Below are 26,201 nucleotides of genomic sequence, written 5' to 3'. Positions count from 1 at the left end.
TACGGAGGTGCGGTTCGTGGTACGGCGCCGGGAGCCGGGGCCGGTGGGCCTTCACGCCGCTGCGCTGCACCGGGGCGGGGTCCTGGTGTGGAGGCAGGTGCTGGGTCGTTGGCGGATCGTGGGCCGGCGGCGGGACATTGCCCGCCGCCGGCTCACCTGTGGTCCAGCGGTTGTGGGATCAGTCAGTGGTGAGGACGGTCTTGAGCCAGCCCTCGTCGCGGCGGTCGAAGCTCAGGTACGCGTCGACCACGTCCTCGAGGGGCTCGCGCTGGGTGACGAAGGGGGCCGGGTCGAACAGGCCGGCGGCGACCAGGTCCAGCAGGGGCGGGGTGACCGAGCGGTGGTCGCAGTTGCCGGCGCGGATGGTGAGGTTCTTGTTGGTGGCGGCCCCGATGGGGAAGGAGGTCAGGTCCGGGGAGAACACCCCGATCATGCCGATCCGCCCGTACTTGGCCACGGACTCTACCGCCCATTGGGCCGACAGGGACGGGGCGTTGCCGGGCACCCAGTTCTCGCCCTGGACGTTGGTGTCCGGGGCGGTCTGGGCCACCTCGGCGTCGAACTGCTCGGCCTGGGCGGCGTACTTCTCGGCCGCGGGTCCGCGGCTGGGCCGCTGGGCGTCGACCCCGACGGCCTCGATCACGGCGTCCACACCCACACCCATCGTGGCGTCCATGATCGCCTCCACCGGGTCCTCGGCGTTGAAGTCGATGACCTCGGCGTTCTGCTCCAGCGCTTTGACCAGGCGGGTCTGCACGCCATCGACCGCCCAGACCCGGCCCGCACCCTGACGATAGGCGGCCGCGATCGCCAGCTGCCCCACGATCCCGGCGCCGTAGACGGCCACCGTGTCTCCGCGCCGGATCCCGGCCAGCTGCGCGCCGAACCAGGCGGTGGGGAAGATGTCGGAGAGCAGGATCGCGTCGTCGTCGGAGACGTTGCCCGGGATCGGGATCAGGGTGTTGGCCGCCCACGGGATGCGGGCGTACTCGGCCTGCAGCCCGTCCACGGGGCCGGTGGGGGCGGGGCCGCCGAAGAAGCAGGTGCCGGCGGCCGGGCCGTTGGGGTTGGCGACGTCGCACTGGGCGGTCTGGCCGGCCCGGCAGTAGCGGCACACCCCGCAGGACATCGTGGAGCACACGATCACCCGGTCGCCGGGGGACAGGCCGCGGACCGAGGCCCCGACCTCCTCGATGACGCCGACGGCCTCGTGGCCCAGGATCGTGCCCTCGTGCATGCCGGCCATGGTGCCGCGGATGAAGTGCAGGTCGGTTCCGCAGATCGCGGATCGGGTGATGCGCACGATGGCGTCGTTGGGATCCTGGATCGAGGGGTCGGCCACGGTGTCGAGGCGGATGTCGCCCTCGCCGTGCCATACCAGTGCCTTCATGAATCAAGCTCCTTCGTCGTCTCAGGGGAATTGCAGCAGCGCCGGAAGCTTCACCCGGCGGATCTACTGGGGGCCATGGCCCTGTCCGCCGCTCCGCCGCGCGACGGGGCGTGTGGTCGGCCGCGGGCCGCGGCGGGCGCTTCAGGCGGTGCGGAAGGCTGCGGTGAAGTGCGCGGCGGCCTCTTGCTGAGCGGCTTCGGCCTTGTCGAGGACGGCAGAGGCGCCGAAGAATTCGTGCATCACGCCCTCGTAGTGGCTGGCCGTGGTGGGCACCCCGGCGGCCTCGAGGTTCGCGGCGAACTGCTGGCCCTGGGACCGCAGGACGTCGCGTTCGTCGGTGATCACCAGTGTGGGGGGCATCAGTGCTAGGGACTCGGTGGGCCAGCCCAGCAGGTCGATCCGGGGGTCCTGCGCCGCTTCGGGGACACCCTCGAAGGCGTGCATCGCCATCCACGACAGCAGCGCACGGTTGAGCGGGCGGCCGTCGGCGGCGTCGTCCATGGACTCCCCGAACTGCTCACCGGTGGTCAGTGGGTAGACGCACACTTGGGCGGCGGGTAGGGGCTCCCCGGCCTCGGCGAGCTGGCGGATGGTGGCCGGGGCCATGTTCCCGCCCACCGATTCGCCGCCGATGCCCATCCGGGACGGGTCCCCGCCCAGCTGGGCGGCGTTGGCCGCGGTCCAGCGCCAGGCGGCGAGCACGTCGTCGTGGGAGGCGGGGAAAACGGCCTCCGGGGCGCGGCGGTAGTCGGGGGAGACGACGATCGCGCCGGTCTTGTTGGTCAGCCCGCGGCAGGAGGCGTCGTAGGTGTCGATGTCGAAGAGCACCCAGCCGCCGCCGTGGATCCACATGATGATCGGCAACGGGCTCTCCCCGTGCTCGGCTGGCGTGTAGACCCGCAGGGTCTGCTCGCCGCCGGCGGCGTCGGGGATCTTCAGGTCGGTGACCGAGCCGACGGGCTCGGGCCCCTGCAGGCCCTGGTCCGCCATGACCTTCTTGACCGCGTCGTCCGGGCCGGGCTGGGCGCGGGCCTGTTCGGGCTCGAGGATCTCGAAGGGCTGCGGGCCCAGCGAGGAGTGGGCGTCGACGATAGCCTGGGCCTGGGGGTCCAGCAGGCCGGAGGCGTCGGTGGCCAGCCGCTTCTTCTTGCCGCTCACGGCGGCCTTGACGGCGTCGACCGGCTTCGCCGCCGCTCCCACCAGCTTCTCGATCCGGCCCTCGTCCGGGGCGTGCGGGTGCGGAGCCGGCGGGGCCTGGCGCTTGGCGGCCAAGAATTCCTTGCCCAGCTCGGCCATCCGGTCCGCGCCGACCTTGGCGCGGAAGGCCGGCAGCTCCTCGCCCTCCTCGTCCTCCACGTGATGGCGGGTCACGGAGATCAGCTCGGACAGGGCCTTCTCGAACTCGGTCTCTCCGGGCTCGCTCTTCCCCAGGGTGACCAGGAGCTTTTTGATGTCGCCGTGCTCCTCGCGGGCGTCGTCGTCGAACTCGTCCATGCCGAGCTTGCGCCAGATCGGGTACATCACCGTCTCTTCCGCATACGCGTGCAGGGACAGCTCGAAGCTGATCTGGTCCACGAGGGTGCGGCGGTCACCGCGGCCGGCCTCGAGGTGCTGGAACTGGCGTTCGACGATCGCGTGGTCGTCGGCGATCAGGTGGTCGATGTCACCGGGCTGGGTGGGGTAGGACAGAGCCATGGGCAGGTCTCCTCACTGGGTAATGGAACGGTGGGTCCGCTCGGCACGGGGGTCGGTCCCCGGGCGCGGGTCGGGCAGCACGTGGATCGCGCGGGTAGCACGCGGTGGACCGGGCCGCCCGCGGGCCACTCGGCCCAGGTGGCTCAGGGCGTGGGCATCCCGCCGGTCGCGGCCAGGGTCTCGCCACTGACGTAGCTGGACTCCTGGGCGGCCAGGAAGACATAGGCCGGGGCCATCTCCGCCGGCTGTCCAGGCCGGCCCATCGGGGCCTCGGAGGCGCCGAACTCGGGCAGGTTCTCCTGCGGCTGGCCGCCGACGATCTGCAGCGGGGTCCACACCGGGCCCGGTGCCACGACGTTCACCCGGATGCCCTTGGGCGCCAGCTGGGCGGCCAGGGACTTGCTGAAGCCGTTGATCGCGTACTTCGTGGAGGCGTAGTCCAGCAGGATCGGGGCCGGCTGGTAACCCTGGATCGAGGAGGTGTTGATGATCGCCGAGCCCGGGGCCAGGTGCGGCACCGCCGCCTTGCACAGCCAGAACATCGCGTAGACGTTGGTCTTGTAGGTCTCGTCGAACTGCTCGTCGGTGAGTTCCAGGATGTCCGGGCAGTGCTGCTGCTTGCCGGCGATGTTGGCCAGGATGTCGATCCCGCCCAGCTCAGCCACTGCGGTGGCGATCAGCTGCTCGCAGTAGGCCTTGTCGGTCACGTCCCCGGGCACGGCTACCGCACGGCGCCCGGCGGCCTCGACGAGTTCCACGACCTCGGCCGCGTCCGCCTCCTCGGCGGGCAGGTAGGAGAGCACGACGTCGGCGCCCTCTCGGGCGTAGGCGATCGCCGTGGCGCGGCCGATGCCGGAGTCCGCACCGGTCACCACGGCCTTGCGGCCCGCCAGCCGACCGGAGCCGCGGTAGCTGGACTCCCCGGAATCGGGCTTCGGCGCCATCTCCCGCTGCAGGCCGGGCCCTTCCTGCTGCTGCTCGAAGCTCTCGTCGGGGCCCGGGTACTGGGTGGTCGGATCCTGCATCGTGTACTGATCGGCCATGCTAGCCTCCACATTCATCAGGTTGCTTTCCTTTTAACCTGTCACGCCATGGAGGTCACGTCAACGGTTCCGGCTCAGCGCGAACACCTACCGGCAGTGCACCAGTACTGCGAGAGACCTTCCTGGCGTATCGGGTATGCGCTGGCTTCCTGAGTCAGTTGTGGCTCTGCGACGGACCGGCAAGCTCGGAACGCCAGCGGCCCGTGAACAACGAGTGATGCATCCAAGCCGGGCGCCGGCAAGTTAGCTATCTCTGCCTGGAGGAAATCCCCTGGGGAGCCCTGGTGCCGACACACGTCGAGACTGCCGGATTCGGGCTTGCACGACGCTGTCATTGGAGGAGGATGCGCCCACGAGCACTGCAGGCAAGATCGAGCCAGTGCTTCTGCTTTACATATGGCCCAGTTAGCGGCAGACCGAGCTGCGGTAGAGGTTCCTGTTGCGGCAGATCCGGTTCTCGCGGGAAATCCCGAATTTTTTCGGGAGAGCGGGCTGGCGGGGACGGTTGCATAGAGTGGGTTGGACGACCGATGCAGTGCTCGCCCGAGCCGGAGAAGAGAACCCATGGCATCCGATTTGCTGTCCTTCGTCGATGTGCTCGTGGTCGGCGGTGGCCCCGCGGGTCTGTCCGCGGCCACCTGGCTGGGCCGCTATCAGCGCTCCACCGTGGTCGTGGACGCGGGGCAGCAGCGCAATCTGCCCGCCGAGGCGGCCCACGGCCTGCTGGGCAGGGACCCGACCACCCCGGGTGACCTGCTGGCCGAGGCGCGCGCCGGGCTGGCGCAGTACCCGCAGGTGACCCTCCATCACGGGACGGTCGCCGGCCTGCGCCGGGACGAGGACGGCCTGTTCCGCGCCGACGTCGACGGCGCGGAGATCGCCGCGCAGCGGGTCGTGCTGGCCACCGGGGTCCGCGACCAGATCCCCGAGATCGCCGGCATCGCCGACCACTACGGCGTCGACGTGCACCACTGCCCCGCCTGCGACGGGAACACCGCCCAGGGCCAGGTGGTGATCGTCCTAGGCTCCGGGCGGCACGTGCCGGCCTACGCCGCGGAGCTGCTCGATTGGGCCGACAGCGTGCGGATCGTCACCGGCACCACCGGCCCGGCCTTCGACGAGGAGCAGCGCGCGGTCCTGGCCGACCACGGGGTCGAGGTCGTGGACGGGGTCGCCGAGGCGCTGATCGGGGCGCCCGGCGCCCTGGCCGGCGTCCAGCTGGCCGGCGGGGAGCTCGTGGAGGGGGACAAGGTCTTCTTCTCCTACGCCCACCACCCCGGCAACGACCTCGCACGGCAGCTGGGTTGCGATCTCGACCACGAGGGACGCATCACCGTCGACGGGTTCCAGCTCAGCAGCGTCGACGGGGTCTACGCCGCGGGCGACATCACCGCCGGTCTGCAGCTGGTGCCGATCGCCATCGGCAAGGGGGCGGCCGCCGGGGTGGCGTGCGCCACCTCGCTGCGGGGCCACCCCGGTACCGGGTCGGCCCCCGTCCCGGCCCCGCCGACGCGCTGGTTCACCGCACGCTGAGGCCCGCCTCCGCTTCCTTGCTCCGTCACGCCGGCGGGGCCCTTCCGGACGTGGCGCCGGTGCCGGTGCCGGTGCCGAGCGTGCGGGTCAGGTGCGGTAGCAGTAGGAGTCGGAGGAGGCGTCCCCGCCCTGGAGGCGGATCTGGTGGACGCGCAGTCCGCGGAAGTCGTCCTGGTCCAGGAAAAAGTCCTTGTCGATGGACAGTCCGCCGTTTTCGGTGTCGGCGTCGATCTTGGCCATCCAGGCCCCGATCCCGTGCGGGTAGAGCTGGTCGTCCCAGGCTCCGTAGAGGGAGTTGGTGACGTAGATCCGGGTGCCGTCGCGGCTGGTCTCCACCATCTGGGGGCCGCCGCCGAGCCAGGTGTCCGGGGCGGAGGGGTGGGCCGCACGGTCCCCGATCCCGCCCAGGCGCACCGATCCGGTCTCGCGCGGGTGGGCCGGATCGGAGACGTCGTACTGCTTGAGCTCCCCGGTGCCCCAGCAGGAGACGTAGAGCCAGCGGTCGTCCACGGACAGGGAGATGTCGGTGACCAGCGGCGGCACGGCGCCGAAGGGGCGCAGGAACTCGGGCAGCTTCTCCGCCTCGAGCGGTTCGGCCGGAATGGAGATGACCTTCTGAGCGGTCCAGTCCCCGGACTCGGTGCGGTGCCAGTGGAAGATCGAGGCCGAGAGGTCCTCGGTGGAGATCACCGAGTCCACCAGCCCCCAGGTCGCCTCCGGGTCGTGGGCCGGGCGCAGCTCGAGGGCCATCTGGTGCTCTGCCCCCAGTTCCACCCGCTGCAGGTGCTTGCCCTGGGCGAGGTCCCAGAAGTGCAGGGCGTGGCCGTACTCCTGGTTGAGGAGCTGCTCGGGAACGATGCCGTTCTCCACCATGGCCGGGGTGCCCCACTCGCTGGTGACCAGGGTGTTGTGCATCAGGTGCCACCAGGCGTCGTAGGCCAGGTGCTGGGGGCCGCGGTCGGTCTCCCACTTGCCGATCACGTCGAAGGTGTTGTGGTCGAGCACCGCGATGCCGCCGGGTCCGCCGTCGCCGGACGCGGCCCCCAGGCAGGAGAGGTACACCCCGTCGGGGCCGCAGTGCAGGGTGTGCGGGCGGGAGTACCCGGCTTTCTCGGCCAGCTCCTCGGCAGTGATGGTCTTGACCACCCGCGGGTTGCGGGGATCCGGGTGGGTGTCGGCGATGTGCACGTTGGAGGACCGCAGTCCGGGCATCAGCAGGTACCGGCGGGACAGGCCGTCCATGTCGTGGCCTTCGTGCATGAAGGCGCTGCTGCAGGCGTTCCAGCCGAAGTGGTGCAGCTCGTCCCCGGTGCCGGGCATGTCCTCCCACCCGACCACGGTGCCGTAGGAGGCCGAGTCCGGGTCGAGGTCGACGACCGTGAGCGCGTCGGGGCGGTCGGCGGTGTGGTCGAAGGCGACCACATAGGCCAGTGTCTCCCGCGGGGCCGCCACCGCCGCCGCCGGGGAACGGTAGAACGTGGGATCCATCGCCGAGACCGCTTCAGCGTCGGACCCGTGGTCGTGGCCGTGCTGGCCGTGGTTGTGGTGGGAGTGCTGCTCGTCGGGGTTCATGGAGCCTCCTCGGAGGTGCGGAAGGACGGGTGGGTGCGGAAAGACCGGTGGGTGTGGAAGGACCGGTGGGTCAGGCCTCGTCGAAGATGCGGAAGGCCATGGTCCCGTGGGTGACCGCGGCTCCGGCGCCCAGACCGGCGGCGACCATGGCCGCCTCGGCGATCTGCGCCTTCGTGGCCCCGGCTTTCTTGGCGTGGGTCACGTGTACCTGGATGCAGTACGGGCACTGGGAGGAGATCGCCACACCCACGGCGATGAGTTCCCGGTTCAGCTGGTCGATCGCTCCGCCCTCGCGGCCGATCGTGCCGTCGAGCTTCGCGAAGGCCTGGAACTCCTGCGGGGCCAGCTCCTTGAACTCGGCCAGCTGCTGCAGGTCATCCGGGGAGTGGTAGTGGGTCGTCATGCTGGTTCCTTTCCGATCGGAAGCGCTGGGGCCGCCGTACTGGGTGAGATCAATGGTGATGGGAGGTGGCGCGGCGATCCGCCACCAGGCTTCCACGAGGCCGGTCACGTACGGCCGATGCCTTCAGAAACAATCCTCCGACGTCACGGTGTCACAGGGCTTCCAGCCCGTGAATTGAGGTGCCGCTGCGACCTTCTCAACCGAGCCGACTTCAATGACTCCCTCCCATGCGGCATCGGCACTTTCCTGGGAAGGGCTACTGGCACTCGTCGTAGTGCTCCTCGTGCTCGGAGTGCCGGTGGCCGTCGTGGAGGTAGTCCACGTGATCGCCGTGCTGCACGGTGTCGTGCCCACAGTTGTCCCCGTGGGTGTGTTCAGCCTTGGTGTGCTCGGCTCGCTCGTCGTGACCAGCCATGATGATCCCCTTGGTCGGGCGGACCCGGAGCGGGTCTGCACCTCCAGGGAAGCACCGACATCGAGACCTGGCAATGCCATCGGGCAGTTCATCGGCGCAAGAGCGTTCGTCGCTCCTGGTGCACGCACCGGGGATTCCACGGGTCTCTCCCCTTTTTGTAGCAGCCCGTCCTTCCGCAGCTGAAGCTGTTTCGCCAGGCGAGAACCTGGCCTGTGGCCAGTGCTGGTCGACTTTTTCCCTCAGGTGCTGTGCCCGTAGAGTGCACAGCATGCTGACGGATATTCCGGTGAGGGTCCGTCCACCGTTCAACATCGTCGGGTCCTGGCCCCGATTGGAACAGGAGAGCATCACATGGCCCACCCCTTGTCCCGCGAACAGATCGTGGTGGACGGGACGCCGCTGTCCGTCCTGACCGCCGGAGACCCACGGGCCCGGCCCCTGCTGCTGCTCCACGGCACCTTCTGGAGCCGGGTGTGGCAGCCGGTGCTGCCGGCCCTGGGCGAGGCTGCCCGGTGCCTGGCCCTGGACCTGCCCGGCTTCGGCGCCAGCGGTGGGGAGCTCGACGTGGAGGACGCCACCGTCCCGGCTCTGGCCGGCACGGTGCTGGCCGCGGCCGACGCCCTGGGGCTGGAGGAGTTCGACCTGGCAGGTCACGACATCGGCGGTGGGATCGCCCAGCACGTGGCCGCCACCAGCGGACGGGTGCGGCGCCTGGTGCTGATGAACTCCGTGATGTTCGACTCCTGGCCGGTGCCGGCGGTCGAGCGCTTCCGGGACCCGCAGGTGCGGGCGGCCACCACCGTGGAGGACCTGCTCACCGCCCGTACCACCTCCACCCGCGGCAGCGTGGCCCGGGAGCTGACCGAGGAGGAGCTCGCCGACTACTTGACACCCTGGCAGGACCCGGCCCGGGTGCGGTCCTGGACGGCGCTGGCCGCCGCGGCGGACCCGCGGTACACGATGCAGCTGGTGCCGGCCCTGCAGGAGGCGGCGCTGCCCACCCGGCTGGTGTGGGGCCGCGACGACGACTTCCAGAAGATCGGCAACGCCTACCGCTACGTCGAGCAGATCCCGGGCTCCGACCTGGTGGAGGTGGCCGGCAAGCACATCCCCACCGAGGACTCGCCCGCGGCGGTCGCCGAAGCCATCGTCGACCACCTCGCCGACTAGTCCGCTCCGGCCCGCCCGCGTGCGGCGGCACTCATCCGGGCATTGTTCATTATCCTGCACCACATCTCATAGGAGGCAATCTTCATGGACCTGACCGACCGCGCGATCCTGCTCACCGGAGCCGGCACCGGCATCGGCCGCGCCCTGGCCCTGGAACTGGCCCAGTACTCGCCCCGTCTGGCGCTGGTGGGCCGGCGCTCCGAGCCACTGGAGGAGGTCGCCGCCCTGGTGCGGGAAAAAGGCGGGAAGGCAGTGGTCATACCTGCCGATCTGACCGCCGACGGCGCCCCCGCCCAGGTCGTGGCCGCAGCCACGGAGCAGCTGGGCGGGATCGACGTGCTGATCAACAACGCCGGCAACGTCCGGGCCGGACGGCTGGAGGCGATCGAGGAGTCCGAGGTGCTGGCACAGATCGCACTGAACCTGTCTGCCCCGATTCTGCTCACCCGGGCCGCGCTGCCGGGCCTGCGGGCCTCGGGTGCGGGGCTGGTGGTCAACGTCTCCTCCGGTTTCGGCCTGCTCGGGATGGCGTTCTACGCGACCTACGGGGCGACCAAGGCCGGGATCGCCCACTTCGGAGAAGCCCTGCGCCGGGAGCTCTACGGAGAAGGCGTGCACGTGCTCAACGTCTTCCCCGGCGCCACTGACACCCCGATGATGGACAGCTCCGATGCTGAGGCCGAGCACGGCTTCGACTACGAGAGCCCCGAAGAGGTGGCCGCCGCGACGGTGGCGGGCATGATCGGGGGTGAACTCGCCGTGGTGCGCGGGGAGTCCATGGCCCAGACCCTGGAGTTGAACCGGCAGGACCCCGCCGCCCTGGACCGGAAGCTGGCCGAGGGCAAGGACGAGCTGGAGAAGGTCGTGGCCGGCCACTCCAGCCTCTGAGGTCTTCGAACAACACGGGGCTACGGTGTCACCGGTCTCGGTCACTCCGCAGGCTCGGCGGCACACCGGCCCCGGCCGGGGCGGTGTGCCGCCGCAACAAGGAACACCACAACGAGGAACGAGGCGCAACCATGGTGAACAGTCCGGACCTGATCGTGTTCGACGTCAACGAGACCCTTTCCGATCTGACTCCGCTGGGTGAGGCATTCGAGAAGGAAGGAGTGGCGGCGGGCCTGTCGCGCACGTGGTTCGCCGGCATCCTGCGCGACGGCTTCGCCGTGACGGCCACCGGTGGGAACATCGGTTTCGCCGAGATCGCCCAGGACAGCCTGCACCGGCTGCTGAGCGAGCACGGGATCACCGCGCCGGAGGAGTCCGTCGAACGGATCATGGGCACCTTCAAAAGCCTGAACGTGCACCCCGACGTGGTGCCCGGGATCAAGGCCCTGCACCAGGTCGCCGAGCTGATCACCCTCACCAACGGGGCCACCCAGGTCGCCGAGGCGCTGCTGAGCAGTGCCGGGGTCCGGGAGCACTTCTCCGAGCTGCTCAGCGTCGAGGACGCCCCGGCGTGGAAGCCTGCCCGGTCCGCCTACGACTACGCCGCCACCCACCGCGGCACGGACCCGCAGGACATGCTGCTGATCGCGGTGCACCCCTGGGACATCCACGGCGCCCACGAGGCCGGGCTGCGCACCGCCTGGATCAACCGCACCGGAGCCCAGTACCCGGCCTACTTCGCCCGTCCCGACCTGGAGGCCGCGGACCTGCCCTCGCTGGCGGACCAGCTCACCGCCGAGGGCAACTGACCCGGAAAACCAGCGCAACGGGGTAGTCGGTCCTGCTCAGTCGGTCCTGATCAGTCGAGCAGGGCGTTGACGGCCTCGGCGACCTGTCGGGGATGGTCCTCGGGGGTGAAGTGCTTCCCGCCCTCGATGCGTATCAGCTCGGCCTGGAGGTCCTCGGCCAGCCGTTCACCGTAGGGCAGCTTCTGGAACCGGTCGGCCACACCCCACACCACGCGCGCGGGCAGGTCCAGGCCGGGCAGCTGCCCGGCGATGTCCAAGGTGTCCTGCACGTCCAGGGCGCGGACCTGGGCCATCATCGCCGCCGCGGCACCGTGGGTGACGTAGGGCGCCCAGTGCTCGCCCAGGGACTCCAGGGCCATCCGGTGGTCGTCGTGGCCGCGGTGGATCAGCTGGGCGAAGGTCGGGTACAGCAAGGCCTCGGGGGTGTGCGCCAGCACCGGGGCGACGCGCTGCATGGCCTTCACACTGGGGATGGGCCAGGAGCCGTAGGCCACCGCGTTGGTCAGCACGAGCCCGGCGAACCGGCCGGGGGCACGCGTGGCAGCGATCTGGGCCACCCCACCGCCGAGGTCGTGGCCGACCAGGACCGGCTGCTGCTCCAGCTCCAGGGCTTCCAGCCACTCCAGCAGGTAGCCGGCCTGGGCGGCGAGACCAAGATCCCGGCCCCGGCCCTCGGAAATGCTCCTGCCGTAGCCGGGCATCTCCCAGGCCAGGGACCGGCCCGCCACCAGCGGCATGACGTGGCGCCACAGCCGCGGTGAGGTCGGGATGCCGTGCACCAGGACCACCGGAGCCCCGGTGCCGTGCTCGAGCCAGCGGACCATATGACCGCCGATGCTGCGCTGCAGGGCTTCCACGACCGCGTCCTCTCATTCCAGGGATCTCACCGTGCGGCCCACCCTACCGGGGGTAGCACCGGCCCCAACCGTGGACGCGGGGCCCTTCACGCCGATGCTGCAGGTACATGTTGAGCCTGAACCTAGTCACTCATGAATACGCGACTACACCGGTATTACGTGAGCATCCGAAAATGGTCCCGCATGAGATACGGGGAGTATGGGTTGACATATGGCTCACAAATCGGCCACTCAGTCACAGCGACTGTATCAGCGGGGTCCTTTGGTGGGCGTTGCGGGTGACGGCTCCGGTCGGGGCGGTCTACGGGTGCTGAGGTTGACCGCTGGGCGCTCACAGCATCTCCGCCCACCCGGGGCTGTGGTCGTTCACGGCCATGGTCGGGATCAGCTCAGGGCCAGCCGGCCTCCAGTAGCGGGGTGACGGTGACTTCGTTGAGCACCAGATCCCGTGGCGAGACAGCGATCCAGGTGATCAGCTGCGCCACGTGCTCCGGAGGCATCGACTCTACAGTGGGGGTGTCCCCGTCTGCTGGTTTCCGGTCTTTGGGGGTCCAGGCGCCCCACTGGGTGTCCATCATCGTCGCGGCGGCCTCACCGGCGGGCCGGCGCCCCAGGGCCGGCATGACCACCAGGGAGAACGCCAGGTAGAACCCGCCGAGCAGGCCCGTGCCGAGTCCGGCGCCGAACACCAACCACGCCTCCACGGGCCCAGGGTCAGCGCAGCCGCAGGTCGTAGTCGATCACGTCGAGCATCTTGCGCTGACCGGTGCCGATCTCACGGATCCACACCACGCCGAGCTCGGGCAGCGTCTCCTCCACGATCCCGGCGTGCAGCAGGACCCCGCTGGACCAGGCCTCCAGCCGGTGCCCGACGTGCACGGCGGTGAGATCGTCGATGAACAATACGGTGTCGGCCACGATGACCCACCCCTTTCCAGATCGCGTTGTGCTCCCACCTTGCACTACGGCCATGACCGCCTGGTAAGCATCCGGTGGATGGGCGGTGGACACCGCGGGGACCACCCCCTGGGTGTCCCCGTGGTCCCGGGCGGCTGAACACCTGCCGGTGGCGCACCTCACGGTGGCCGGCGCTATCGGCGGGCGAAGCGGCGTCCGTATCCTGGAGGTGGACAACGACGTCGAACCCCCTCTCTGGCACCGGCGTCCACCCGGTGCTTTCACATCCCGGAGGTCCTCGCCATGACCGCTTCCCCCCTGGTCCCCGCCCCCACCCCGAACGATCACGGCGCGAGCCACCACACCCGCGGCCCGGCATCCGCCGAACCGGTCACCGCCCGGGCGGCTACCCGGTTGTCGCGCTACCGGATGCACACTGACCGTCCCGGGCTGCGGCTGCGGGCGGGCGAGGTGATCCTCGGCGTCCCCTACGCCTTGGCTGAGACCACCATGGTGCTGCCGGTGCGCTGCGAGAGCGACGGTCACAATCCCGCCACCCTGCTCTCACCCGAGGAGCTCGAGGACCTCGGTCCGACCGACCAACTACTGGGCCCCTGCTCCTGGGGCAAGGCCGGAGTCCGCCCCTGACCACCAGGTCACCGGTACCGGAACCCATCGGTCGCGCCGGGCGCGGGCGCTCAGATCAGGGACAGGGCGAGCATTCCGGCCCCGGCCGCCGCGAGCACGCCCACCACGACGGCCTGGGTGCGCGCGACGAACGGGGCCTTGGCCGGTTCGCGTTCGTGCTCGCGGCGCCGTTGCAAGATCTGCTCGATCCAGTCCAGTGCCCACGCCAGCTCCCCCCGTGCTGGGGCCCCCGTCCGGTGAAGCTGGAATGGTGTGCTGTTGCTGGGCTCAGTAGCCGTTGGCGGACAGCCACTGCTGTGCGGCGTCGGCGGTGCTGATCGGGTTCTCTCCGCTGACCTGCTGGTTGAGCCCGATTAAATCTTCCGTGGTGAGCTTGCCGGAGAGATCGTTCAGGGCGTCCACAGCCTCCTGGGGCAGCCGGTCCTGTGCTGTGAGGGGCACAACCTGTTGGGCGATGAAGTTGTTCTCCGGGTCCTCCAGGACCACGAGGTCGTTCTCGGCGATCGAGGGCGTGGTGCTGAAGATGTCAGCGACGTCCACGTCCCCGTCGAGCAGGGCTTGGAGGGTCAGGGGTCCGCCGCCGTCATTGATCGGCTCGAAGGAAGCCGGCACACACCCGTAGTTCTCTTCCAGTCCCTTCAGCCCGTAGGCCCGTTCGGCGAATTCCGGGGTGGCGGCCAGCACCAGCTGGTCGCAGACGTCGGTCAGGTCGGCGATGCTCTCCAGCTCGTACTGCTGGGCGGTTTCGGGGGTGACGACCAGGGTGTCCTTGTTCTGCGCCTGCGCCGGTTCCAGGACGATGAGGTCCTCGGGCAGTGCCTCGGGCAGGGCGGCCATGATCTCCTCGGCGGAGCTGGCGGTGGCCTGGGGGTCAGCGAAGAGCAGGAGGTTGCCGGAGTAGTCCGGAATGACGTCGATAGAGCCGTCTTGGACGGCCCCGACGTAGGCCTCGCGGGAGCCGATGGAAAGGTTGGTTTCGGTCCGGATCCCGGCCGACTCCAGTGCTCCGGCGAAGAGCTGGGCCAGGATTTCGTTCTCCGGGAAGTCGGCCGAGCCCACGGTCACGGTCTCCACCGCCGACTCCGCGGACCCGCCGTCCCCGGCGAGGGGGTCCCCGCCACCCCCGCAGGCGGTCAACCCGAAAAGCAGGGCTGCGCCCAGGGTCGATACGGGGACAGCTGGGCGGGTTGCAGCACCAAGGGTCATCGTGGTTTTCCTATCAGTTGGTGTCTTGCAGGTACCCACCGGGGCATCTGCCGGGCTGAGCTGAACCCGTGATGAAAGGCATGCCGTGGCCCGATGGCGTCGGTGAGGCCGGGATTCCGTGCAGCAAGGTATGGGCTTCCCTCTCCCGTGTTCGCACCAGCGCATGGTGTTGCCGCCGGTGACCTGCTGTGCTTTCGCTGAGGTCTCCCGATGTCAGGTTCCTCCACCGAGAGTGTCCGGCTCTGATGTGGGGACTGTCGCTCTAACGGTGTAAGAGGCGTTTCCATGGTTAGTGGTTCTCCGCCGCCGGCATCCGGTCGGCGAAGGTGATGGCGAAGGCGTTCAGCGCCGGCTTCCACCGTGTGACCCATCGTGTCTGCCCGGTGCCCTTCGGGTCCAGGGATCGCACGACCAGGTACAGCGTCTTCATCGCGGACTGCTCATTCGGGAAGTGGCCACGTGCCCGCACCGCCCTGCGGAACCGGGCGTTGAGGGACTCGATGGCATTCGTCGAGCAGATCACCCGGCGGATCTCCACGTCGTAGTCCAAGAACGGCACGAACTCGCTCCACGCCGCCCGCCACAGCCGGCTGATCGCCGGGTACTGGGCGCCCCACTTGTCCTCCACCTCCTCCAGGGCGGCCTCCGCGGCAGCGGCGGTCGGGGCCGTGTAGACAGGCTTCAGGTCCTTGGCGAGCTCGTCCCAGTACTTCCTCGAGGCGTACCGGAACGTCCCGCGGATCAGGTGGATGATGCAGGTCTGCACCGTGGCCAGCGGGAACACCGCGTTCACGCTGTCGGGCAAGCCCTTGAGCCCGTCGCACACCACGAAGAACACGTCCCTGACCCCGCGGGACTTCAGGTCGTTGAGGACCGCGTACCAGAATTTCGCCGACTCCCCGTCGCCGTCCCCGGCCCGCATGCCCAGGATGTCCTTGTGCCCGGCCAGGTCCACCCCGATCGCGGCGTACACGGGTCGGTTGCGGACCTGCCCGTCCCTGACTTTGACCATGATCGCGTCGATGAAGACCGCCGCGTAGACCTGCTCCAGGGGCCGGGCCCACCAGGCCTGCATCTCGTCCACGACGCGGTCGGTGATGCGGGTGACGGTGTCCTTGGAGACCTCCGCGCCGTAGACCTCGCCCAGGTGCGCGCTGATCTCCCCGGTGGTCAGCCCCTTGGCCGACAGCGAGAGCACGACCTGGTCCAGGTCCGTCAGGCGCCGCTGACGCTTACGCACGATCACCGGCTCGAAGCTGGCTTCCCGGTCCCGTGGGACCTCGATCTCGACGGGGCCGGCGTTGTCGGTGATCACCGTCTTGACCCGCCTCCCGTTGCGCGAGTTGCCCCGGTTACGCCCCTCGGGTTCGCCGGGCTGGTAGCCGAGGTGTTCGTTCATCTCCTCGTCCAGGGCGGCCTCGACGACCATCTTGGTCAGCTGCTTCAACAGCCCGCCGGGACCGGTCAACGCCGCCCCGCTGGCGCGGGCGGCACGGACCAGCTCCCGGACGGTGTCTTGTTCGACCGCGCTCAGCTGCGCGTTCTCTTCCGGCTCGTCACCGGGTGTCGGTGGGCTCACGTCCACCAGTGTCTCGATGTTCTCGCTCATGTCGACCCTCCAACCCCGAACGGGGTGATTGGGCCTCTTACACCGTTACTGCGATAGTCCCCTGATGTGGCGTGATGGTCAGCTTATGCGACGCGGCGAGCTCTGGCCCGGTCTTCACGGTCAACGGCCAGCACGGATGAGGCGGACAGGCGCTGGTGGAGCCTTCGGCGTGTGTGGCAGGTTGCGTGTCTTTTCTGCTCTGGCCGGTCCTCGGCCTGACGTGACGCCTTTGGAAGCAGCGGCGATCGTGGCGGTACGGGTTGAGTATTTCGGTTGTCCCCGGAATGCTGGCTGTCATGCCGTGAGCAGCGAGGCGTTATGCACGGTGCTTCGCGCGTTCTGGACGGCTGAGGCCACGAGCAGTGCGCCCGTTGCCGGTGACCCCTGAGGCCTGTACTGGAGGTCGTTGTCAGTCCCCGAGGGTGTCCATTGAAAGGGCGAGGTGTGGTCATGATCCATCCAGGTTTGGAACACGATCTCGAGGTGCTCTCCGAGGCGGAGGCCGAGGAGCATGTGACTGCCGGCTGTTTCCGGACCGGACCCGTCGGGGCCGTGGGGCTGGAACTGGAGCGCACCATCCACGACGCCCGTAACTGCGCCCGCGCAGTGCCGGTGCCCGAGGTCAGGGCGGTGGCCGCAGACCTTGAGGGCCATCTGCCGGGTGCCGGGGCGATCACTCTGGAACCGGGCGGTCAGCTGGAGCTGAGCTCAGCCTGCGCACCGGACCTTCCCTCCGTGATCGGCGCGGTGCGGGCCGATCTGGCGGCGATTGACGGGCGGTTCGCCGTTGCCGGACTGCGGTTCGGGCCGCTGGGGATGGACCCGGTGCGCGCCCCGGCGCGCACGCTGGAGCATCCGCGGTACGCGACCATGGAACGCCACTTCGACCGTGACGGGGTGGCCGGGCGCACGATGATGTGCTCCACTGCCTCCTTGCAGGTGTGTCTGGACGCCGGCTTGCCGGGCACCGGCACGGGCAGCGCGGTGCAGCGGTGGCAGCGCCTGCACCGGCTGGCTCCGGTGCTGGTGGCACTGTTCGCCAACTCGCCTTTCCGCAACGGCACTCCCAGTGGCTGGGCCAGCACCCGGCAGTCGGTGTGGCTGGCCACCGACCCGTCCCGGACCGCCCCGGTGCCGCCCTCGGACGATCCGGCGCAGGCCTGGGCGGACTACGCGCTGGACGCCTCGGTGCTGTGCATTCCGTCCCAGGACGGGTCCTGGGACCCACCCCGCGGCCTGACGATGCGGGGGTGGTTGCGCGGGCAAGGCCCACGGCCGGTGACCCGCGCTGATCTGGACTATCACCTCAGCACCTTGTTCCCGTTCGTGCGTCCGCGCGGTTTCCTGGAGATCCGGGTGATCGACGCTCAGGCTGGTGCTGATTGGGAAGCAGTGGCGGCGATCACCACCGCGGTGGTGGACGATGAGCAGGCCGCGGATGCAGCGGCCGAGGCCTGCGGCCCGGTGGGCGCCTTGATAGATCCGATGCGCGCCGCTGCCCGGGACGCCATGGCCGAGCCGGCGCTGGCACGTGCTGGGCTTCTGTGCGCGGAGGCCGCTGTGGGGGCACTGGGCCGATTGGGCGTCGACGCCCGCACCCGATCTCTGGTGGAGCACTTCCTCGAGCGCCATACGGCCCGTGGGCGGTGCCCGGCCGATGAGCGGCTGGAGCACTGGCACCGCACCGGAAACTTCTGGGACAGCACCGACGATAAGGAAAACGCCGCATGAACCACCCCGGTTTCCCCCCGCACGGCCCCGAGGCCGCCGCCGCGCTCAAGGAGCGGATCGCCTGCGGCCTGGAACGGTCCCGCCGCCGGGTGCACGCGCTCACCGCCTGCGATGAGGCGGAGCTGCTCGCCCAGCACTCCCCGCTGATGTCGCCGCTGGTGTGGGACCTGGCCCACGTGGGCAGCCAGGAGGAGCTGTGGCTGGTCCGCGACGTCGGAGGCATGGAAGCCCTGCGCCCGGAGATCGACTCCCTCTACGACGCCTTTGAACATTCCCGCAGCTCCCGCCCCTCGCTGCCGCTGCTCGACCCGGCCGACTCACGCGCCTACATCGGCGAGGTCCGCGCCAAGGCCCTCGACATCCTGGACCGCGTGCCGATGGAAGGCTCGCCCCTGCTCGAGTCCGGCTTCGCCTTCGGGATGATCATCCAGCACGAGCAGCAGCACGCGGAAACCATGCTCGCCACCCACCAACTGCGCGCCGGGGAACCGGTGCTGCAGGCGGATCCGCTGGATCCGGCCGTGCTCGCCACCCGGGGAGCAGACCTGCCGCGGGAGGTGCATGTGCCCGCAGGGCCCTTCACCATGGGCTCCTCGGTAGAGCCGTGGGCCCTGGACAACGAACGCCCCGCTCACGAGGTGCACGTGCCGGGCTACTGGATCGACACCGTACCGGTCAGCAACGCCGACTTCGCCCGGTTCATGGCCGACGGCGGCTACGACCAGGAGGAATGGTGGAGCCCCGTGGGCTGGGCGCACCGGCAGCGCACCGGGCTCAGCGCCCCCGGGTCGTGGTGGTGCGAGGGCGGACAGTGGTGGCGGCGGCGCTTCGGCGTCGAAGAACCCGTGCCCGACAACGAACCGGTCCAGCACGTCTCCTACTGGGAGGCCGAGGCCTACGCCCGGTGGGCCGGACGCCGGCTGCCCACCGAGGCCGAGTGGGAGAAGGCCGCCCGCTGGGACCCGGGCAGCAGCCGGTCCCGGCGCTTCCCCTGGGGTGACGAGGATCCGACGGCCCGCCACGCCAACCTCGGCGGGGCGGGCCTGCGCCCAGCACCGGTGGGCTCCTACCCCGACGGCGCCTCCCCGCTGGGCGTGCACCAGCTCATCGGGGACGTGTGGGAGTGGACCTCCAGCGACTTCCTCCCCTATCCCGGGTTCCGTCCCTTCCCCTACCGGGAGTACAGCGAGGTGTTCTTCGGATCCGAGCAGAAGATCTTGCGCGGCGGGTCCTGGGCCACCGACGCGGCCGCCTGCCGTGCGACGTTTCGCAACTGGGACTACCCCATCCGGCGGCAGATCTTCACCGGCTTCCGGACCGCCCGCGACGCCGGAGAGCAGGGCTGAGGATGTGCCGCCATCTGGCCTTCCTCGGCCCGCCGACCTCTTTAGCAGATCTCCTGCTGGCCCCGGAGCACGGGCTGCTCACCCAGTCCTGGGCGCCACGGCACCAGCGCAACGGCACCATGAATGCCGACGGCTTCGGCGCCGGGTGGTACGCCCCCGGGGACCCGGTGCCGGCTCGGTACCGGAGGGCGGTGCCGATGTGGGCGGATTCCTCCTTCGCCGACGTGGCCCGGGTGACCACCAGCACCGCGGTGCTGGCCGCCGTGCGCTCGGCCACGCCGGGCACCACCCCCGATGAGGCCGCGGCCGCCCCGTACACGGACAACACCTGGCTGTTCAGCCACAACGGACGGGTGGACGGCTGGCCGACCTCCGTGGCCGCACTGGCCGCGCAGCTGCCCCCGGCCCGCCTGCTGAGCCTGGAGGCGCGCGTCGACTCCGCCGTGCTGTGGGCCCTGGTCCAGGACCGGCTCGCCTCCGGGGCTGCCGCGCCGGAGGCACTGGCCACGGTGGTCGCCGACGTCTCGGCCGCCACCACCGGCCGGTTCAACTTCCTGCTCACCGACGGCACCACGATCGCCGCCACGGCCGCCGGGGACACCCTGTGCTGGCGCCGGAACGGTACCGGGACCGTGGTGGCCAGCGAACCCTCCGACGACGGACCGGGATGGCACCAGGTCCCGGACGGGTCCGTGCTCACCGCCACCGCCCACCACCTGGACGTGCGCCCCATCGCCCCCGGACGGGCAGAACCCGCCCCTGCTCAGGACAGCGCGGCGATCAGCCGGTCAAAGTCGTCCTCGGTGTTGTAGTAGTGCACCGATGCCCGCACCGCCACGGTCTGCTGCTCGGGGGCCGGGTCCAGGACCACGGGAGCAGCTGACGGCGGCAGCGCGGCGGTGGAGACATTGATCTTCTGCCTGCTCAGCTGCGCCTTCACCTGCTCGGCCATTTTCCCGTCGACGGAGAACGTCACGATCCCGCAGCGGAGGAGCCCCCGGTCGTGCACCCGCACCGCGGGCACCGCCGCGAGCCGGGCCCGCAGGCTTTCCGCCAGGGCGGCGACCCGTTCACGGATCGGCTCCAGCCCCAGGTCGAGGGCGTAGTCCAGCGCCCGGCCCAACCCCAACCGGCCCGCCACATTGGTCTCCCAGCTTTCCAGCGCCCGAGCCTCGATCTTGTCTGTGCCACCGGTCGAGCGGTGCCGGTCGTGCAGGGCGGGTTCGAGCCGGTCCAGCAGCTCGCGGCGGACGTGCACGAAGGCGGTGCCCCGGGGCCCGCGCAGGAACTTCCTCCCGGTGCCGACCAGGACGTCACATCCAAGCGTTCCCACGTCCAATGGCAGCTGCCCCACCGACTGGCAGGCATCCAGCACGAATGGCACTCCAGCAACCCGGCAGGCCCGGCCCACCTCAGCCGCCGGCTGGATCTGCGCCCCGCCCATGGGCACGTGGGTGAGTGCCACCATCGCGGCCCCGCCCCGGTCCAGCTCGCGCTGCAGGTGCTCCACATCCATCTGCCCGTGCGCGTCGTCGTCGAGCACCACGAGCTCAAGGCCGTCGCGGCGGGCCAGCTGCCGCAGGACCAGCACGTTGTGCCAGTACTCCGTGCGGCCCAGCAGGACGCGCCGACCGGTCAATGGGAGGCGGGACACCACGGCGGCCCACGCGGTGGACCCGCTCTCCAGCACGGCGACTTCGCCCGGGGTCGCGCCGATCAATCGAGCCAGGGACAAATACACGCTCTCGAACCGTTCTTCGGCCTCCGCGGCGGCTTCATACCCGCCGATCTCTTCCTCACGGCGCAGGTGTCCGACCACGGTGTCCATCACCGGGCGCGGTGCCAGGGAGCTACCTGCGTTGTTGAGGTGGGTGACGTGCCCCGTCCCCCAGGTGTCCTCGCGCGCGGCCTCGACATCGATGCTCATGGCCTCATCCTGCCAAAGCACTCCGGCCGCCCAGAGCCCTACCGGGGACTGTAAGAACAACGGTGTGTGAGGGTCCGGCCTGATCCGAAAGGAGACGGCCGTGTCAGAGTCCACGACCGAGATGACAGGCATGATGATCGATCCCGTGACGGGAGAGATCATCGATCAGAAGGACCTCGCCGAGCGGCTGCTTGCCCAGGCGAAGGAGCAGGGCGTGAGCCTGGTCGGCCCGGGCGGGCTGCTGAACCAGCTGACGAAGAACGTGCTGGAAACCGCCCTGGAAGCCGAACTGACCGAACACCTCGGTCACGACCACGGGCAGACGCCGATCGCGGCCAACATGCGCAACGGCACGAGGCCGAAGACCGTGCTGACCGAAATCGGCCCGGTGCAGATTGAGGTGCCACGGGATCGGGATGGGTCCTTCGAGCCGGTGATCGTGCCCAAGCGCAAGCGGCGTCTGGACGGGATTGATCAGATCGTGCTCTCCCTCTCTGCCCGCGGCCTGACCACCGGGGAGATCGCGGCACACTTTGAGGAGGTCTATGGGGCCAAGGTCTCCAAAGACACCATCTCGAAGATCACCGAGAAGGTCGCCGGTGAGCTGGCCGAGTGGTCCTCCCGCCCGCTGGACCCGCTCTATCCGGTGCTCTTCGTCGATGCGATCGTGGTGAAGGTCCGCGACGGGCAGGTGCGCAACACGCCGTTCTACGTCGTCATGGGCGTGACCGTGCACGGAGAACGCGACATCCTCGGGATCTGGGCCGGCGACGGCGCCGAAGGCGCCCGGTTCTGGCTGCAGGTCTTCTCCGAGCTGAAGAACCGGGGCGTCGAGGACGTGCTCATCGCCGTCTGCGACGGGCTCAAGGGCCTGCCGGAGGCGATCAACACCACCTGGGAGCAGGCCGTCGTCCAGCAGTGCATCGTGCACCTGATCCGCAACAGCTTCCGCTACGCCGGCCGCCAGCACCGCGACGGCATCGTCAAGGCGCTCAAGCCGGTCTACACCGCGCCTTCAGAACAAGCGGCAAAGGACCGGTTCGCCGAGTTCAGGGCCGAGTGGGGCCAGCGGTATCCGGCGATCGTGCAGCTGTGGGAGTCCTCCTGGGCGGAGTTCGTGCCGTTCCTGGAGTATGACGTGGAGATCCGCCGGGTGATCTGCACGACGAACGCGATCGAGTCGATCAACGCCCGCTACCGGCGGGCGGTGCGGGCGCGCGGGCACTTCCCGAACGAGGCTGCTGCGCTGAAGTGCCTCTACCTCGTCACCAGGTCTCTTGATCCGACCGGCGGCGGTAGAGCACGCTGGGTGATGAGGTGGAAGCCGGCGCTGAACGCGTTCGCGATCACCTTCGCCGGGCGGTTCGAGAGAACCGCTCACTGATGAAAACCGCCGGGCCCCACACACCGTTTATCGGACAGTCCCCCCTACCGGTCTTTGAGGAGCTGTCGCAGGAACGGATGCTCCTATTGGCGTCAATCGGTTTTGAGGTGTTGTCGGTCAGTCTCGTCGTACCGGTGCTGGCAGCGGTGGGCAGGATTCAGCATGGTCGCGGGAAACGATGAAGAAGCGGCGTGACAGGTCAGTGCTGGGGCTACTTCGGGGGAGGGGCTGGGGTTAATGGCTTTTCTTAGGTTGGAGACGGTCGAGGGCTGTGCGTATCGGGTGCATGCCGCTCAGCCCGGGCAGGGCAGCGAGGATCCGGTCCGCCTCGGCCACCGGGGTGCCGGTTTCCGGGGTGGGGTCCAGGTCCCTGACGATCGACTGTGCTGGGGCAGACCCGGTGTAGCGGGTGCCGGGGAAGTGCCACCGGGCAGCAGCCATGCGGGCGAGCCGGCGTGCGCCGGCGTTGCCGGCCAGCCGGCTGTCGGCTTCCTCGATGTAGAAGTGCAGGTGCCGGTCCTTCAGGCGAACGATGTCACCGGTCAGCCGGGTGAGGACGGGCTCGATCTCGCCCAACCTTCGGTAGGCCAGGGTGAGGACGGCGGTGTCCAGCCAACCGGTGACCATGTGGGCGCCGGTGATCTCGGCGCCCAAGACGTTGCTGCAAAGGGCGTTGATGGTCGGGCGGGCCCGGTCGTCCCAGATCCGGCGCAGCCGACCTGGTGCGGTGTCCACCGGGGCCTGGGGGATCCGGCCGTTGGCCTCGAGCACCGAACCCAGGGTGGTGGTGAGCCAGTGCTGTTCGTAGGCCCAAGTGCTGAGGAAGGCGGTCACCCGGGAGTCGGCGTGGGTCGGGGTGACGAGCACGTCACGCAGGCGACCCAGCATGTTGCTTTCCACCGCCCACAGGTAGGTGAGCGTGTTCAGGGCAGGAACGGACACAGTGCCCGTCGTTTCCTGGTGGAAGTCCTCCGGTCGCAGGGCTCGGGGGTCGCGCATGTAGGTGCGCACGTCGAACCCGGTGGTGTTCATGCGGGCACCCCGCGGGCGTCCAGGGCCTCGGCCACCAGGGTCAGACCCTCCATGCCGGGCAGTTTGGCGATGTGCCGGTCGATGGCCTCGATCTCCTTGCGTCCCTCCGGGCCGGAGAACAGGTGACGCAGGACGTGGTCGACCTCGGCCTCGGGGGAGACCCCGGATCCGACCGGTTGCCAGGCGGTGCGCAGCGCCAGGCGGGCCAGTTTCTGGGCGCGCGGGTTGTCCTGCAACCGGGTGCGGGCCTGGGTGGTGTAGAAGGCGATGTGCTTGGCCTCCTGGGCTGCGATCCTTCGCAGCAGCGCGATGAGCACGGGGCTGTCGGTCAGGGTGGCGAGGCGTTTGTAGCCGGCGGCGGTGGAGCGTTCGTTGATGGAGCCCCAGAGCATGTGCACGGCTACGAAGTCGGCTCCGACGATGTTGGACAGCAGCGACTGCTTGACCGGGCTCAGCCGGTCCCGCCAGCCGAGCTTCACCCGTTTGGCCTTGACCTCGTCGAAGGCCACCGTGATCCCGTGCAGGCCCAGCACGTGGGCCAGGGCCTCCCCGTGCCAGATTTCCTCCCAGTTCCAGGAGGTCATGAAGGTCCCCACCTCCGGGTCTTTGCGGGAGGGGCTGACGAGCATGTCGCGCAGATAACATACGGTGTGGAACTCGATCTCGCACATATAGCGCAGCGTGCGCAGCGTGTCTGACGGCAGCGGGTTGTCCCGGAACACCTCGTAGTCCAGATCCTCCCAGCTCACGGGAGTGGCCTCGCGGGCGTATTTGTCGATGTCGAAGGCCATGGTGTGTGCTCTTTCCCCTTTTTCGGTCGGAGGAACATCGCGGGCCCGAGGAGCTGGGGGAGGGCCGTGGTGTTCGTCCGCACGGTGCTGATGGCGTCGGTGTCGTCTCATGTTCGTCGCCGGTGGCCCGGCGGATGGGTGACGACACGACGGCGACCTTGCCCTGGTGGGCCCTCAGCTGAGGGGGTTCACCGGTGGCTCCGGCGTTCAGGACAGGGAGCCGGCGGGGGCGCCCGGTGCACCACGTGCGCCGGGCGCCACCTGCCGTGCTGCGGCTCGTTCAGGGTGTTCTGCGGCGGGCGGCCACAGCGCCCAGGGCAAGGTCCAGGAGCAGGAACGCGGCCAGGCTGATGCCCAGCAGCGGGAAGAACACCCCCAGGCTCACCGCGACCACGGCGACCCCGGCCACGGCAAGCCACGATGCCTGGCGCAGGCCACCACGCACCGGGGGCGCGCCGAAGGTGAGACCGGTGGCGCGGGTCGGGCGGCGGCGCCACCACATCAGGTACCCCCAGATCACCATCGCGGCCAGACCCAGGGCGAGGGCAGCGAGCACGATCTGGTTGACGAGACCGAAGAGCACCCCCATGTGGGCGGCCACCCCCCACTGGGCGAGTTTGGCCATGATCCCGAACTCGGCGAAGCGCACCTGGCCGATGACCTGCCCGGTGGTCGCATCCACGGCCACGGCATCGACCTGGGTGGGCCAGGACCGGTCGATCTCGGCCACCGTCCACGCCATCCCGGCCTCGGGGGAGGGCGTGATCTCAAGCAGGGTGGCGTCGATGCCGGCATCGCGGGCGGTGCCCAGCACGGCGTCGAAGGACCCGGCGCCGGAGACGGCAGCGGCCACGGCGGCCTGGTCGTGGTGATCACCGTGCTCGGAGTGCTCGGCGTGCTCGTCCGTCGCGGCCGCCGGTGACGGAACCGGGGTCGGGGTCGGTTCCAGGGTCTTTTCCAGCGCCGGGGTGCTCCAGCCCAGGGTGGAGCGCAGGTCGGTGACGTTGGCCCCGGCGTAGGTCGACCAGGTCAGCCCGGTGGCGGAGAGGAACAGGAACCCCAGGCCCAGCCACACCCCGGTCGCGGCGTGGAAGGACAAGGTCCGACGGTAGGTGTTCGTGGTGGTCGTGTCGGGCACCAGCAGGGCTCGGCGCCCGGTGCGGGTTCTCCGCCAGCGGGCCGCCCACAGTCCCAGCCCGGTCAGGGCGATGACGCCCAGCCAGGAGGCGGCCAGCTCGCTGTAAAGCCGACCGGGTTCGCCCAGGCCCAGGCTGCGGTGGAGTTCACCGATGGTGGTGCGCAGCGGCAAGGACCCGCTGGTGCCGTAGACGGTCTCATCCTCGACCACCTTCCCGGTGCCCGGGTCCACGAACACGCCCCGGTGCTCAGAGGCGCCCAGGGCGGGGTCGGTGAACATCACCCGGGTGGTGGACCCGGGTTCGGCCGGGCGCACCGCGGCGGGGGGTGCCTCCAGGCCGGTGGCGGTCTGGGCGGCAACCACCTGGTCGTCCAGGGACAGCGGCTGCTCGACCGTGGTGCCGGTCAGGGCCTCGGCGTAGATCACCCGCTCCAGCTGTGGGCTCAGGGCGTAGAGCGCCCCGGAGACGGCGGCGACGAGCAGGAACGGGCCGATGAACACCCCGATGTAGAAGTGCAGGCGCAGCAGCAGCGCCCGGCCCCACCGGGTCGGTGTCGGCGGACGCGGTGGTCGGGGGCGGTGGTCATAGTGGTGGGAGCGGGCATGATGGATTCGCCTGTCATAAAGGTCGAGGGAGGCGGCTGGTCTTAGCCCTGGGACAGTGTGGCCGGTGGCACAAGTTAGGCTGCGTCACACCAGCGACAGCTGGGGACAGTG

General features: G+C 69.7%; 25 protein-coding genes. 9 read left to right on the top strand and 16 right to left on the bottom strand.

Translation table 11 applies throughout. The annotated features are described in order from the left end of the window. Positions 1–178: 178 nt before the first annotated feature. The 3 genes from ACZ2G1_RS18785 to ACZ2G1_RS18775 form a co-directional block, all read right to left on the bottom strand. Positions 179–1,390 carry an alcohol dehydrogenase catalytic domain-containing protein gene (locus tag ACZ2G1_RS18785; RefSeq protein WP_470377778.1) on the bottom strand — a complete coding sequence of 404 codons (1,212 nt, stop codon included), beginning with the start codon at positions 1,388–1,390 and terminating at the stop codon, positions 179–181. 141 nt (positions 1,391–1,531) lie between these two features. Beyond that, positions 1,532–3,085, bottom strand: a complete 1,554-nt coding sequence (locus ACZ2G1_RS18780) for an alpha/beta hydrolase fold domain-containing protein (RefSeq protein WP_470377777.1) — start codon at positions 3,083–3,085, stop codon at positions 1,532–1,534. Positions 3,086–3,228: 143 nt separating this feature from the next. After that, positions 3,229–4,146, bottom strand: a complete 918-nt coding sequence (locus ACZ2G1_RS18775; protein WP_470377776.1) for an SDR family oxidoreductase — start codon at positions 4,144–4,146, stop codon at positions 3,229–3,231. Positions 4,147–4,692: 546 nt separating this feature from the next. On the opposite strand from ACZ2G1_RS18775, the gene ACZ2G1_RS18770 reads away from it, so the two are divergent. Continuing rightward, positions 4,693–5,661, top strand: coding sequence for an NAD(P)/FAD-dependent oxidoreductase (locus tag ACZ2G1_RS18770; RefSeq protein ID WP_470377775.1), 969 nt, complete (start codon positions 4,693–4,695; stop codon positions 5,659–5,661). Between the two features lie 87 nt (positions 5,662–5,748). Here the strand turns inward: ACZ2G1_RS18770 and ACZ2G1_RS18765 are convergent, their stop codons facing one another. The 3 genes from ACZ2G1_RS18765 to ACZ2G1_RS18755 form a co-directional block, all read right to left on the bottom strand. Then, positions 5,749–7,149 (bottom strand): selenium-binding protein SBP56-related protein, encoded by a 1,401-nt coding sequence (locus ACZ2G1_RS18765; RefSeq protein ID WP_470377891.1) that lies wholly within the window; start codon positions 7,147–7,149, stop codon positions 5,749–5,751. A 154-nt stretch (positions 7,150–7,303) separates the two neighbouring features. Further along, entirely contained in the window at positions 7,304–7,636 is a 333-nt protein-coding gene (locus ACZ2G1_RS18760) for a carboxymuconolactone decarboxylase family protein (RefSeq protein ID WP_470377774.1), read from the bottom strand. Between the two features lie 256 nt (positions 7,637–7,892). Then, positions 7,893–8,051, bottom strand: coding sequence for a zinc transporter permease (locus ACZ2G1_RS18755; protein WP_470377773.1), 159 nt, complete (start codon positions 8,049–8,051; stop codon positions 7,893–7,895). Between the two features lie 351 nt (positions 8,052–8,402). On the opposite strand from ACZ2G1_RS18755, the gene ACZ2G1_RS18750 reads away from it, so the two are divergent. The 3 genes from ACZ2G1_RS18750 (at position 8,403) to ACZ2G1_RS18740 (ending at position 10,918) form a co-directional block, all read left to right on the top strand. Further along, entirely contained in the window at positions 8,403–9,221 is an 819-nt protein-coding gene (locus ACZ2G1_RS18750) for an alpha/beta fold hydrolase (protein ID WP_470377772.1), read from the top strand. Positions 9,222–9,305: 84 nt separating this feature from the next. Further along, positions 9,306–10,109, top strand: a complete 804-nt coding sequence (locus tag ACZ2G1_RS18745) for an SDR family NAD(P)-dependent oxidoreductase (RefSeq protein WP_470377771.1) — start codon at positions 9,306–9,308, stop codon at positions 10,107–10,109. Positions 10,110–10,240: 131 nt separating this feature from the next. After that, complete coding sequence (locus tag ACZ2G1_RS18740) at positions 10,241–10,918, top strand: haloacid dehalogenase type II (RefSeq protein ID WP_470377770.1); 678 nt, start codon at positions 10,241–10,243, stop codon at positions 10,916–10,918. Between the two features lie 50 nt (positions 10,919–10,968). Here the strand turns inward: ACZ2G1_RS18740 and ACZ2G1_RS18735 are convergent, their stop codons facing one another. The 3 genes from ACZ2G1_RS18735 to ACZ2G1_RS18725 form a co-directional block, all read right to left on the bottom strand. Then, positions 10,969–11,775: an alpha/beta fold hydrolase gene (locus ACZ2G1_RS18735; RefSeq protein ID WP_470377769.1), complete on the bottom strand. Its 807-nt coding sequence runs from the start codon at positions 11,773–11,775 to the stop codon at positions 10,969–10,971. Positions 11,776–12,164: 389 nt separating this feature from the next. Next, complete coding sequence (locus tag ACZ2G1_RS18730) at positions 12,165–12,479, bottom strand: hypothetical protein (protein ID WP_470377768.1); 315 nt, start codon at positions 12,477–12,479, stop codon at positions 12,165–12,167. A gap of 10 nt (positions 12,480–12,489) precedes the next feature. Continuing rightward, the gene (locus tag ACZ2G1_RS18725; protein WP_470377767.1) at positions 12,490–12,693 is read right to left on the bottom strand and encodes a hypothetical protein; all 204 of its coding nucleotides are present in this window, start codon (positions 12,691–12,693) and stop codon (positions 12,490–12,492) included. Between the two features lie 282 nt (positions 12,694–12,975). Here ACZ2G1_RS18725 and ACZ2G1_RS18720 point away from each other — a divergent pair, with 282 nt between their 5' ends. Then, positions 12,976–13,320 (top strand): hypothetical protein, encoded by a 345-nt coding sequence (locus ACZ2G1_RS18720; RefSeq protein ID WP_470377766.1) that lies wholly within the window; start codon positions 12,976–12,978, stop codon positions 13,318–13,320. Between the two features lie 50 nt (positions 13,321–13,370). Here ACZ2G1_RS18720 and ACZ2G1_RS18715 read toward each other — a convergent pair whose 3' ends face one another. From ACZ2G1_RS18715 to ACZ2G1_RS18705, 3 genes are all read right to left on the bottom strand, one after another. Continuing rightward, on the bottom strand, positions 13,371–13,496 hold the full coding sequence (locus tag ACZ2G1_RS18715) for a hypothetical protein (RefSeq protein ID WP_470377765.1): 126 nt from the start codon (positions 13,494–13,496) through the stop codon (positions 13,371–13,373). Positions 13,497–13,587: 91 nt separating this feature from the next. After that, positions 13,588–14,526, bottom strand: a complete 939-nt coding sequence (locus ACZ2G1_RS18710) for an ABC transporter substrate-binding protein (RefSeq protein ID WP_470377764.1) — start codon at positions 14,524–14,526, stop codon at positions 13,588–13,590. A 289-nt stretch (positions 14,527–14,815) separates the two neighbouring features. Then, positions 14,816–16,135: an IS256 family transposase gene (locus ACZ2G1_RS18705; RefSeq protein WP_229588804.1), complete on the bottom strand. Its 1,320-nt coding sequence runs from the start codon at positions 16,133–16,135 to the stop codon at positions 14,816–14,818. A 450-nt stretch (positions 16,136–16,585) separates the two neighbouring features. Between ACZ2G1_RS18705 and ACZ2G1_RS18700 the strand changes: the two genes are divergently transcribed. The 3 genes from ACZ2G1_RS18700 to egtC are packed head-to-tail and all read left to right on the top strand — an operon-like array spanning position 16,586 to position 20,024. Further along, complete coding sequence (locus ACZ2G1_RS18700; RefSeq protein ID WP_470377763.1) at positions 16,586–17,866, top strand: glutamate-cysteine ligase family protein; 1,281 nt, start codon at positions 16,586–16,588, stop codon at positions 17,864–17,866. Further along, positions 17,863–19,212 (top strand): ergothioneine biosynthesis protein EgtB, encoded by a 1,350-nt coding sequence (gene egtB / locus ACZ2G1_RS18695; protein ID WP_470377762.1) that lies wholly within the window; start codon positions 17,863–17,865, stop codon positions 19,210–19,212. Before ACZ2G1_RS18700 ends, egtB begins: the two co-directional genes overlap by 4 nt. Positions 19,213–19,214: 2 nt before the next feature. Then, entirely contained in the window at positions 19,215–20,024 is an 810-nt protein-coding gene (gene egtC, locus ACZ2G1_RS18690) for an ergothioneine biosynthesis protein EgtC (RefSeq protein WP_470377761.1), read from the top strand. Here egtC and ACZ2G1_RS18685 read toward each other — a convergent pair. Next, on the bottom strand, positions 19,976–21,139 hold the full coding sequence (locus tag ACZ2G1_RS18685) for an aminotransferase class V-fold PLP-dependent enzyme (protein WP_470377760.1): 1,164 nt from the start codon (positions 21,137–21,139) through the stop codon (positions 19,976–19,978). The two genes, egtC and ACZ2G1_RS18685, sit on opposite strands and share 49 nt — an antisense overlap. A gap of 133 nt (positions 21,140–21,272) precedes the next feature. On the opposite strand from ACZ2G1_RS18685, the gene ACZ2G1_RS18680 reads away from it, so the two are divergent. Next, positions 21,273–22,523 carry an IS256 family transposase gene (locus ACZ2G1_RS18680; RefSeq protein ID WP_470377889.1) on the top strand — a complete coding sequence of 417 codons (1,251 nt, stop codon included), beginning with the start codon at positions 21,273–21,275 and terminating at the stop codon, positions 22,521–22,523. 234 nt (positions 22,524–22,757) lie between these two features. Here ACZ2G1_RS18680 and ACZ2G1_RS18675 read toward each other — a convergent pair whose 3' ends face one another. The 3 genes from ACZ2G1_RS18675 to ACZ2G1_RS18665 all read right to left on the bottom strand — a co-directional run bounded on the left by ACZ2G1_RS18675 (position 22,758) and on the right by ACZ2G1_RS18665 (position 26,015). Continuing rightward, positions 22,758–23,555: a hypothetical protein gene (locus ACZ2G1_RS18675; RefSeq protein ID WP_470377759.1), complete on the bottom strand. Its 798-nt coding sequence runs from the start codon at positions 23,553–23,555 to the stop codon at positions 22,758–22,760. Beyond that, positions 23,552–24,346 (bottom strand): ferritin-like domain-containing protein, encoded by a 795-nt coding sequence (locus tag ACZ2G1_RS18670; RefSeq protein ID WP_470377758.1) that lies wholly within the window; start codon positions 24,344–24,346, stop codon positions 23,552–23,554. The genes ACZ2G1_RS18675 and ACZ2G1_RS18670 overlap by 4 nt, the downstream gene beginning before the upstream one ends. 280 nt (positions 24,347–24,626) lie before the next feature. Continuing rightward, a complete protein-coding gene (locus tag ACZ2G1_RS18665; protein ID WP_470377890.1) occupies positions 24,627–26,015 on the bottom strand; it encodes a PepSY-associated TM helix domain-containing protein in 1,389 nt (462 codons plus the stop codon). Between the last annotated feature and the right edge of the window lie 186 nt (positions 26,016–26,201).

The organism is Kocuria sp. KKT182 (assembly GCF_055635395.1).
Note: the sequence above shows the minus strand (reverse complement) of the source record. Positions and strands in the feature narration are given on the sequence as shown.